The sequence below is a fragment of the Amylibacter sp. SFDW26 genome, from assembly GCF_009184395.1.
In the GTDB taxonomy this organism is placed as follows: Bacteria; Pseudomonadota; Alphaproteobacteria; order Rhodobacterales; family Rhodobacteraceae; genus Amylibacter.
This window is the reverse complement of the sequence record NZ_WEIC01000001.1, coordinates 892,384-902,508: the sequence shown is the minus strand read 5'-3', so window position 1 is coordinate 902,508 and position 10,125 is coordinate 892,384. Positions and strand designations below refer to the sequence as shown.

Below are 10,125 nucleotides of genomic sequence, written 5' to 3'. Positions count from 1 at the left end.
GGAGATAGCCATGCCCTTAGAAATGAACACCAACGTTTTCATCACCTGTGCTGTGACTGGTTCTGGTGGTACACAAGATCGTAGTCCGCATGTACCCCGTTCACCAAAACAAATTGCTGAAAGTGCAATTGATGCTGCAAAGGCAGGGGCCGCGATAGTACATTGTCATGTGCGTGATCCAGAGACTGGTGCACCATCACGAGATTTGAAACTATACCGTGAGGTTACGGACCGTATTCGGGATGCTGAGGTCGATATGGTGCTAAATCTCACGGCTGGTATGGGTGGCGATATGGTGTTTGGTAAACCGAATGCTCCATTACCATTGGGCGAAGGTACAGATATGGCCAGTGCAGAGGAGCGTGTAGCGCATGTTGCAGAATGCCTGCCAGAAATTTGCACATTAGATTGCGGTACGATGAATTTTGCCGAAGCCGATTACGTGATGACGAATACGCCAGGAATGCTGGAAGCGATGGGATCAATGATGGAAGATCTTGGTGTAAAGCCAGAGATTGAGGCTTTTGATACAGGGCACCTATGGTTGGCAAAGAACTTAGTGGAAAAAGGTATCCTTAAATCACCAGCACTTGTTCAACTTTGTATGGGTATTCCTTGGGGTGCGCCAGATGATTTGAATACGTTTATGGCGATGGTTAACAATGTGCCAAGTGATTGGAACTGGTCAGCTTTCTCTATTGGTCGCAATGAATTGCCATATGTAGCGGCCGCCACCTTGGCAGGTGGTAATGTGCGCGTAGGACTTGAAGATAACCTATGGTTGGCAAAGGGCCAATTGGCGACAAATGCGGATTTGGTCAAACGTGCTGTGACGATCATTGAAGGTATGGGATCATCTGTGATGGGCCCTGAAGCTGTACGTGAGAAATTAGAATTAACTAAACGGGCCCCAAAATGAACCGTGTTGCAGCGATCATAGGCGGTGGCGTAATCGGCGGCGGTTGGTTGGCGCGGTTTTTGCTGAACGGTTGGGATGTGAATGTTTTTGACCCTGATCTAGAGGCAGAACGTAAAATCGGTGAAGTTTTGGCAAATGCACGTCGTGCATTACCAATGTTATATGACGTAGCATTACCTGCTGAAGGTAAGTTAACGTTTTGCGATAGGATTGAAGCGGCTGTTTCTGACGCTGAATGGATACAAGAAAGCGTGCCTGAGCGTTTGGACATAAAACATATGGTGTTTTCTGAGGTTGAAAAATACGCGCCAGAAAACGCTATAATTGGCTCGTCTACATCAGGTTTTAAACCATCAGAACTGCAAGAGGGTCTATCGCGTCCCGAAGCTGTGATTGTGACGCATCCTTTTAATCCAGTGTATTTATTACCGCTGATCGAATTGGTACCATCCGCTGTAAATGATCAGGCGATGATTGAACGAGCGCAAGGGATTTTAACTTCTCTGGGGCTTTACCCACTTCATGTTCGTAAAGAGATTGATGCACATATTGCAGATAGGTTCCTAGAAGCGGTTTGGCGTGAGGCACTATGGTTGATCAAAGATGGCATCGCTACGACAGAAGAGATTGATAATGCCATTCGTTACGGCTTTGGCTTGCGGTGGGGGCAAATGGGTTTGTTTGAAACCTACCGTGTCGCGGGGGGCGAAGCGGGTATGGAACATTTCATCGCACAATTTGGGCCATGTTTGAAGTGGCCATGGACCAAATTGATGGACGTGCCTGAGCTTACAGACGAGCTTACAAAAAAGATCGCTGGGCAGTCTGATGCACAATCAGGGCATATGACGATCCGTGAGTTAGAACAATTAAGAGACAACAATCTGGTTGCGATGATGCGAGCACTTAAAGGGCAAAATGCTGCTGCAGGCGCATTGCTGAATACACATCAAGCGAATCTAGCTGCAGATCATACACATGATTTCAAAGAGCCTTTACAAACTGTGAACCGTGTAATCCCAGTGGATTGGGTTGATTATAATGGTCACATGAACGAAAGCCGTTACGGTCAGGTATTTTCGGATGCGGCCGATGCTGTGATGGTCGCGATAGGGGCGGATGAGGCCTATATTGCAAGTGGTTTGAGTTATTTTACGGTTGATATTGATATCAAATTCTTACTGGAAACGCATGTTGGGCAAGCGATTACAGTCATGTCCCATGTTCTTATGGGCGAAGGTAAGAAACTAAAACTGTATCATAAGATGTTTTCTAAAGATGGCACTTTATTGGCTACAGGAGAGCAATTCTTATTGCACGTCAGCCTAGAAACGCGCCGAACATGCGAACCGTCAGCTGTCGTTTTAGCGAATGTAGAAGCAGCCGCTGCTGCACATGCAAAACTGCTAGATCCACGGACATAAGGAGGATTCAGATGCATTTTGGATTAACCCAAGAACAAGAAATGATCGTGGATACGGTCAGAAGCTTTGTTGAGAATGAGATTTACCCACACGAAGCGGCTGTCGAGCGCACGGGTGAGGTGCCCAATGAAATAGCACAAGAGATCAAACAAAAGACCATGGATTTAGGATTCTACGCCTGTAATTTCCCTGAAAGTGTGGGGTGTGCCGGGCTAAGCCATGTGGATTTTGCACTTGTCGAGCGTGAATTGGGGCGGGGTTCTATGGCCTTGAATCATTTCTTTGGGCGTCCTCAGAATATTCTGATGGCCTGTAAGGACGATCAGATTGAGAGATATTTGATGCCAGCGGTGCGTGGTGAAAAAATGGATGCGCTGGCGATGACTGAACCCGATGCAGGGTCTGATGTACGTGGTATGAAATGTTATGCGGTGCAAGATGGTGCGGATTGGGTGATTAATGGATCAAAGCACTTTATTTCCGGCGCAGAACATGCTGATTTTTTTATTGTTTTCGTAGCTACAGGTGTTGATGAAACACCACGTGGACCTAAGAAACGGATTACGACGTTTTTAGTGGATCGGGGCACGCCAGGTTTTGAAGTTCGTGATGGGTATAATTCGGTTAGCCATAAAGGGTATAAAAATTGTATTCTAGATTTTGATGATTGTCGGTTACCCAAAGAACAAGTTTTGGGCGAAGTGGATGGCGGTTTTGCAGTCATGAATGAATGGCTTTATGCTACACGGATCACGGTTGCGACGATGTGTGTAGGCCGCGCACGTAGGTGCTTTGATTATGCGTTGAATTACGCAGCAGAACGTAAGCAATTTGGGCAACAGATTGGTAAGTTCCAAGGTGTTAGTTTCCAAATTGCCGATATGATTACAGAGATTGACGCAGCAGATTGGTTAACATTAGCTGCTGCATGGCGCTTGGATAACGATTTACCAGCAAACCGCGAAATTGCGAGCGCAAAAGTTTATGCCAGCGAAATGTTGGCACGCGTCACTGATGCAACGCTACAAATTTATGGTGGTATGGGATTGATGGATGATTTCCCAATTGAACGGTTTTGGCGTGATGCACGTGTGGAACGGATTTGGGATGGGACATCTGAAATTCAGCGCCATATTATAAGCCGTGATCTGTTGCGACCATTGGGGGCATAGATGAAGGTAGGGCTGGATCGTCTTTTTAGACCAAAAAGCATTGCTGCCATTGGTGGTGGTCGTTGGTGTAAAAATGTGATCACAAAATGCCAAGAAATTGGATTTGCAGGGAAAATATACCCCGTGCACCCGAGTAAAGCGACTATGGAGGGTGTTGCTTGCTACTCTTCAATAGAGGCTTTGCCAGAAGCACCTGATGCTTGTTTCGTTGGTGTGAACCGAAATGCAACCATTGAGATTATAAGACAGCTTCGGGAAAAGGGTGCAGGTGGTGCTGTTTGTTTTGCCAGTGGTTTTTTGGAAGCTATTGGCGAAGACGCAGATGGGGCGGATTTACAAGTGCAGTTGCTAGAGGCAGCAGGAGGTATGACACTGATTGGCCCGAATTGTTATGGGTTTGTGAATTATCTGGATGGTGCGCTTTTATGGCCAGATCAACATGGTGGTGTACGTATAGACCGTGGCGTGGCGATTATTACGCAATCTTCAAATATCGCCATTAACCTTACGATGCAAAAGCGAGGGTTACCGGTAGCTTATGTTGTGACCGCTGGGAATCAGGCACAAACAGGGTTTTCTGAGATTGGTGCGGCTTTACTAGAGGATGACAGGGTAACAGCGCTTGGGCTTCATATCGAAGGTATTGACGATCTGCGGGCTTTTGAGAAACTTAGTAAAACAGCGCATGATTTAGGGAAATCTGTTGTCGTATTGAAAGTCGGGAAATCAGATCAAGCGCAAGCGGCAACCATTTCACATACGGCTTCACTTGCGGGTAGCGATGCAGGGGCTGGGGCATTGTTCAACAGGCTTGGTTTTGCGCAAGTGCGGTCGTTACCAGAGTTGCTGGAGACGTTAAAAATACTTCATACAACAGGACCATTGGAAAACAACCAAATTGCATCAATGTCTTGTTCTGGCGGTGAGGCCAGTTTGATGGCAGATACAGCTATTGAGCGCGACTTGGTTTTCCCTGATCTTACAGACACTCAACATGAAAGCTTACGCGCGGCTCTTGGTCAATTGGTAAAATTGGCTAATCCACTGGATTATCACACCTATATTTGGGGCGATTTAGAAGCTATGAGCCGTACCTTTACAGCGATGATGGAACCGCATTTAGGGTTCGGTATGTTGATCTTAGATTTTCCGCGTGATGATCGATGTGATCCTGCAGCATGGGATGGCGTTATTGATGCAGTAGAGAAAGCACGGGAAATATCAGGCCGCCCAATGGGGATTGTGTCTAGTTTGACCGAAACCCTTCCCGAAACGATTGCCAAAGATTTAATCGAAAAAGGTATTGTGCCACTTTGTGGTTTGGATGAAGCTCTAAGAGCTATTGAAGCGGCTGCTTTCTGTGGACGGAAGCGAAAGCAAATTGATCCTGTGCTTTTACCCGTGGAACCACATAATGTGAAAATGATTACAGAATATTATGCTAAAGCAGCATTGAAAGCTCATGATGTTCGTGTTCCCAAAGCTCAATCCGCTGATGATGTTGGAATTGTTGGCGCCATAGCGGAACAAATTGGGTTTCCTGTCGTTCTAAAAGGGCAAGGAATTGCGCATAAATCAGAGGCAGGCGCTATCGTTTTGAATTTAGCAACACCAAAGGCTGTGTATGATGCAGCCTTGGCAATGCCAACGGATAGTTTTTTGATTGAAGAAATGGTGACCAATACCGTGGCTGAATTGCTTATCGGGGTGGTTCTAGATCCTGCACATGGTTATGTTTTAACCTTGGCTTCGGGCGGCGTTTTGACTGAGTTATTAACGGACAGTCAGTCGTTATTAATACCGGTAAATGAAACCGATATTGAAAACGCATTACAACAGTTGAAGATTTCAGCTCTATTGAACGGGTTTCGTGGAAAGCCCGCAGCAAATATGAATGCTATTGTCGCAGCGGTAATGGCTGTGCAAGACTATGTGATAAAGAATGCAGGTACAGTGCAAGAGGTGGAAATTAACCCGCTTTTATGTACGTCTGATCATGCAATTGCTGCAGATGCTTTGATTGCGATAGGAGATAAAAATGACGGATAGTCCAATCAAAACACATCGTGAAGGTGCCGTATTGGAAGTGATATTGGACAGACCAAAGGCCAATGCAATTGATTTGGCGACGAGCCGTATCATGGGCGATATCTTTGCCGATTTTCGTGACGATCCTGAATTGCGTGTGGCGATTGTAACTGCCGCTGGTGAAAAGTTCTTTTGCCCAGGTTGGGATCTGAAAGCGGCGGCTGATGGTGATGCTGTTGATGGTGATTATGGCGTTGGTGGTTTTGGTGGTATACAAGAGTTGCCAAATTTTAATAAACCAGTGATATGCGCTGTGAACGGTATCTGTTGTGGTGGTGGTTTAGAGCTTGCCTTGTCATGTGATATTATTATGGCTGCAGAGCACGCTAGTTTTGCTTTACCTGAAATACGGTCAGGGACTGTGGCAGATGCAGCGTCTATCAAGCTGCCAAAACGCATCCCATATCATATTGCCATGGAAATGCTGCTTACGGGCCGTTGGTTGGATGCCGAAGAAGCAGCACGTTGGGGGATGATCAATCAGATACATGCTGCCGATGACTTGATGGCAAAGGCGCGCGAAATGGCACAACTGATTGCCAGTGGTCCACCTTTGGTTAATGCGGCGATTAAAGAAGTTGTGCGCGAAGCAGAGGATATGAAATTCCACGATGCTTTAAAGAAAATTACGACCAGTGAATTTGAAACCGTCAAAACGCTTTATACATCCGAAGATCAATTGGAGGGAGCAAAAGCTTTTGCCGAAAAACGGGATCCTGTTTGGAAGGGGCGTTAGCCCATATGACGCGTGATCCCAGATATGATGTTCTGTTTGAACCTGTAAAAATTGGACCTGTTACGGCACCAAACAGGTTCTATCAAGTGCCGCATTGTACAGGGATGGGGTATCGATATCCAAAATCAGAAGCGCGCTTGCGTGGTATAAAAGCCGAAGGTGGGTGGGGCGTTGTATCCACGCAAGAGACGGAAATACATCCGACCTCTGATATTACGCCTGCCAATGAAGCAAGGCTTTGGGATGATCGGGATATTCCAGCGCTTAGAGCCGTAACAGATGCTGTACATGAACATGGCAGTATTGCTGCTGTTCAATTGGTGCATAATGGATTGCATACAGCAAACCGATATTCACGAGCTATTCCTCTTGCCCCATCAAATACCGTTATTGACAGCGATGATCCCGTTCAAGCTCGTGCAATGGATAAGGCTGACATCAAAGCGTTTCGTCGTTGGCATGTAGAAGCAGCTTTGAGGGCGAAAAGAGCGGGTTTTGACATCGTCTATGCCTATGCAGGGCATGATATGACACTACTGCATCATTTTTTGTTGGCGCGGCACAACCATCGTAGCGATGAATACGGTGGATCATTGGAAAACCGCATGCGCCTGTTTCGAGAAGTGATTGAAGATACGAAAGAAGCTGTTGGCGATACATGTGCAGTGGCTGTGCGTATGGCGGTTGATGAGTTGCTTGGTAAAGAGGGTATGCAATACGATGCAGAGGCGCACGATGTTATTGAGGCCTTGGCGGAATTGCCTGATCTTTGGGACGTAAACCTGTCTGGCTGGTCAAATGACAGCCAAACATCACGTTTTTCAAATGAAGGGTTTCAAGAGCATTATACAAGTTTTGTAAAATCGGTGACCACGAAACCCGTTGTGGGGGTTGGGCGGTATACATCACCCGATACGATGGTGCGTTTGATCAATAAGGGGCAGTTAGATTTCATTGGTGCGGCACGTCCATCTATTGCCGATCCATTTTTGCCAAAGAAGATTGAAAATGGCCGTATTGAAGATATCCGTGAATGTATTGGATGTAATATCTGTACGGCAGGGGATAATACATGTGTTCCTATGCGTTGTACGCAAAATCCTACAATCGGTGAAGAATGGCGCAGAGATTGGCATCCTGAGATTATCACTAAGCTCGATAAACCCAAACCCTATTTGATTGTTGGTGGTGGTCCAGCGGGATTAGAGGCTGCACGCGCGTTAACACAGCGCGGTGCTGAAGTGGTCTTAGCGGATAAGGCAGATGTATGGGGTGGACGCGTGACTGCTGAAAGCAATTTGCCTGGTTTAAATGCATGGGGACGGGTGCGTGACTGGCGGGTATGGCAATTACAACAGGTTGCAAATGCACAGATGTATTTGAACAGCCATCTGTCTGCGCAAGATATTATGGATTATGCCATTCCTAATGTCGTTATTGCTACAGGAGCGAAGTGGCGAAAGAATGGACAAGGGCGGGTACATCGTACTCCTTTGCCATTCTTAAACAACGACCATGTTTTCACACCAGATGATCTGATGATCAAAGGTGTAAATGTGATCTCATCAAATGGACCTGTGATAATCTATGATGATGATCGGTTTTATATGGCGAGTGTATTGGCTGAATTGGTAGTTTCTGCAGGGCATGAAGTGGTGTTTGTGACACCTGCACCTATTGTGGCACCTTGGTCTGAGAATACTCTAGAACAAACACGTATTCAAACGCGATTGATTGAACTTGGGGTGGAGATTATGCCAATGAAACATTTGGCTGGAATGAGCGAAGGGCGGTTGTCAGTATCATGTGCTTATTCTGGACAAGTGCAGGAGATGGCATGCGGTTCATTAATCACAGTCACATCACGTACACCAGAAGACAAGTTATGCGCCGAACTGACCGTTTTGAGGTCAGATTGGGCTGATGCTGGTATAAAATCTGTAAAGCGTATTGGTGACTGTATTGCACCTGGCATAATTGCTGCAGCCGTACAATCAGGCCATTTATATGCGCAAGAAGCAGGATTTGATGCGGTGCCAGAACCAAAACGTGAAGATTATGGGCGAATTTGAAGAAAGTTGTGTCATTTAGACCTAATTTGCTTTCCATGCTGGTCTGTTGCGTTTGATTTCAGTAGACATCCTGTGACTTTAAGTTCTGGAGATGGTCCATGATCGCTGATGCACAAACCCATAAAGATAAAGCCTCTGCTTGGTTCGAAGAATTGCGCAACCAGATTTGTGACGCTTTTGAAAATCTTGAAGATACGCAAACAACTGGGCCTTTTGTCGATCGTCCAGCAGGGCGGTTTGAATTAACCAAAACACAACGCGGCACTGATGGCGATGGTGGCGGTGGGTTGATGTCTGTTATGCGTGGTGGGCGTTTATTTGAAAAAGTAGGCGTGAATATTTCGACTGTGCATGGCACGTTATCGCCAATGATGATCAAAGCGATGGCTGCGCGTAAAGATATTCCAGGCTTAGAAGAAAACCCTGTTTTCTGGGCTTCAGGCGTGTCGTTGGTTGCACATATGAACAGCCCAAAAACACCTGCTGTACATATGAATACACGGATGTTTTGGACACCCGTTGCCAGTTGGTTTGGTGGCGGTTCTGACTTGAACCCAATGATGGAAGTATCAGAAGACACTGAATTTTTTCATGATGAATTGAAGAAGGCATGTGATAAACATAATCCTGAATACTACCCTAAGTTCAAAGATTGGGCAGATGAGTATTTCATGATCAAACACTGGGGTGAAGCCCGCGGTGTCGGCGGCATTTTCTTTGATGACCATGATACAGGTGATTGGGATGCAGATTTTGCATTCACCCAGGATGTAGGGCGTGCGTTCCTTGATGCATTTCTACCTATTACGGAAAAACGCCGCACAGAAACTTGGACAGATGCAGACCGCGAAGTGCAACTGATCAAACGTGGGCGGTATGCCGAGTTTAATCTTGTTTATGATCGCGGAACGCACTTTGGATTGCAATCTGGTCATGATCCATCAGCCGTATTAATGAGCATGCCGCCCGTAGCGAAGTGGCCTTAGAATTATAAGGCGTTTCTTATCGCTTACGCTCGGGCAAACTTGTCCAAAGAATACCCAAAACCACGAACTGTGCGGATGTATTCATCTTCGGATATGGCATTTAATTGTTTACGTAACCGTCCGATGTGCACATCTACCGTACGTGTTTCAACTTCTAGACTGTTGCTCCAAACGCGTTCTAGTAATTGATCGCGTGAAAAAACACGGCTTGGAGCTTCAAGTAAAACACGTAGCAGTTTGAATTCTAATGGACCTAAGTGCACCACTTGTGAACCAATGCTGACCACATGACGGGTCAAATCCATTGAAAGTAATTCATAGCTTAGAACATTGATACCAATGCTACTGGATTTTGTACGCAAGTTTGCACGTACACGTGCCATAAGCTCTTTGATAGAATAGGGCTTAACGACATAATCATCTGCACCAGTATCTAGGCCGCGAATTTTATCATCTTCTTCACCGCGTGCGGTCAACATGATGACGGGAATGGTTTTAGTTTCTTTGTTGCGTTTAATCTGGCGACAAATCTCCAAACCAGATGTTTGTGGTAACATCCAGTCTAACAAAATCAGATCGATTTCGGTTTCTTCTAAAACCAAAAGACCTTCTTCACCAGTTTCCGCTTTATAAACGTCATAACCATCTACGCTCAGGTTGTAGCTTAGTAATTCTAGCTGTGACGGTTCGTCTTCGACGATTAAAACTTTGGGACCACCTTGTGCCAT

At 45.9% G+C, this 10,125-nt stretch carries 8 protein-coding genes; 7 read left to right on the top strand and 1 reads right to left on the bottom strand.

Annotation, left to right across the window (positions count from 1 at the left end):
* Positions 1-10: 10 nt before the first annotated feature.
* The 7 genes from F9L33_RS04485 (at position 11) to hemF (ending at position 9,397) form a co-directional block, all read left to right on the top strand.
* Complete coding sequence (locus F9L33_RS04485; RefSeq protein ID WP_152141527.1) at positions 11-919, top strand: 3-keto-5-aminohexanoate cleavage protein; 909 nt, start codon at positions 11-13, stop codon at positions 917-919.
* Positions 916-2,343, top strand: coding sequence for a carnitine 3-dehydrogenase (locus F9L33_RS04480; protein ID WP_152141526.1), 1,428 nt, complete (start codon positions 916-918; stop codon positions 2,341-2,343). Before F9L33_RS04485 ends, F9L33_RS04480 begins: the two co-directional genes overlap by 4 nt.
* Positions 2,344-2,354: 11 nt before the next feature.
* On the top strand, positions 2,355-3,515 hold the full coding sequence (locus F9L33_RS04475; RefSeq protein WP_152141525.1) for an acyl-CoA dehydrogenase family protein: 1,161 nt from the start codon (positions 2,355-2,357) through the stop codon (positions 3,513-3,515).
* Positions 3,516-5,564, top strand: coding sequence for an acetate--CoA ligase family protein (locus F9L33_RS04470; protein WP_152141524.1), 2,049 nt, complete (start codon positions 3,516-3,518; stop codon positions 5,562-5,564).
* Positions 5,554-6,339 (top strand): carnitinyl-CoA dehydratase, encoded by a 786-nt coding sequence (locus F9L33_RS04465; RefSeq protein ID WP_152141523.1) that lies wholly within the window; start codon positions 5,554-5,556, stop codon positions 6,337-6,339. Before F9L33_RS04470 ends, F9L33_RS04465 begins: the two co-directional genes overlap by 11 nt.
* A 5-nt stretch (positions 6,340-6,344) precedes the next feature.
* Positions 6,345-8,411: an FAD-dependent oxidoreductase gene (locus F9L33_RS04460; protein ID WP_152141522.1), complete on the top strand. Its 2,067-nt coding sequence runs from the start codon at positions 6,345-6,347 to the stop codon at positions 8,409-8,411.
* A gap of 98 nt (positions 8,412-8,509) precedes the next feature.
* Entirely contained in the window at positions 8,510-9,397 is an 888-nt protein-coding gene (gene hemF, locus F9L33_RS04455; RefSeq protein WP_152141521.1) for an oxygen-dependent coproporphyrinogen oxidase, read from the top strand.
* Positions 9,398-9,420: 23 nt separating this feature from the next.
* Here hemF and phoB read toward each other — a convergent pair whose 3' ends face one another.
* Positions 9,421-10,125 (bottom strand): phosphate regulon transcriptional regulator PhoB, encoded by a 705-nt coding sequence (gene phoB, locus F9L33_RS04450; protein ID WP_152141520.1) that lies wholly within the window; start codon positions 10,123-10,125, stop codon positions 9,421-9,423.

Excerpts from the sequence above, each read along its gene's own strand:
- F9L33_RS04485 (WP_152141527.1), top strand. The coding sequence starts at position 11 with ATGCCCTTAGAAATGAACACCAACGTTTTCATCACCTGTGCTGTGACT.
- F9L33_RS04465 (WP_152141523.1), top strand. The coding sequence starts at position 5,554 with ATGACGGATAGTCCAATCAAAACACATCGTGAAGGTGCCGTATTGGAA.
- F9L33_RS04460 (WP_152141522.1), top strand. The coding sequence starts at position 6,345 with ATGACGCGTGATCCCAGATATGATGTTCTGTTTGAACCTGTAAAAATT.
- hemF (WP_152141521.1), top strand. The coding sequence starts at position 8,510 with ATGATCGCTGATGCACAAACCCATAAAGATAAAGCCTCTGCTTGGTTC.
- F9L33_RS04475 (WP_152141525.1), top strand. The coding sequence starts at position 2,355 with ATGCATTTTGGATTAACCCAAGAACAAGAAATGATCGTGGATACGGTC.
- phoB (WP_152141520.1), bottom strand. The coding sequence starts at position 10,125 with ATGGCACAAGGTGGTCCCAAAGTTTTAATCGTCGAAGACGAACCGTCA.
- F9L33_RS04470 (WP_152141524.1), top strand. The coding sequence starts at position 3,516 with ATGAAGGTAGGGCTGGATCGTCTTTTTAGACCAAAAAGCATTGCTGCC.
- F9L33_RS04480 (WP_152141526.1), top strand. The coding sequence starts at position 916 with ATGAACCGTGTTGCAGCGATCATAGGCGGTGGCGTAATCGGCGGCGGT.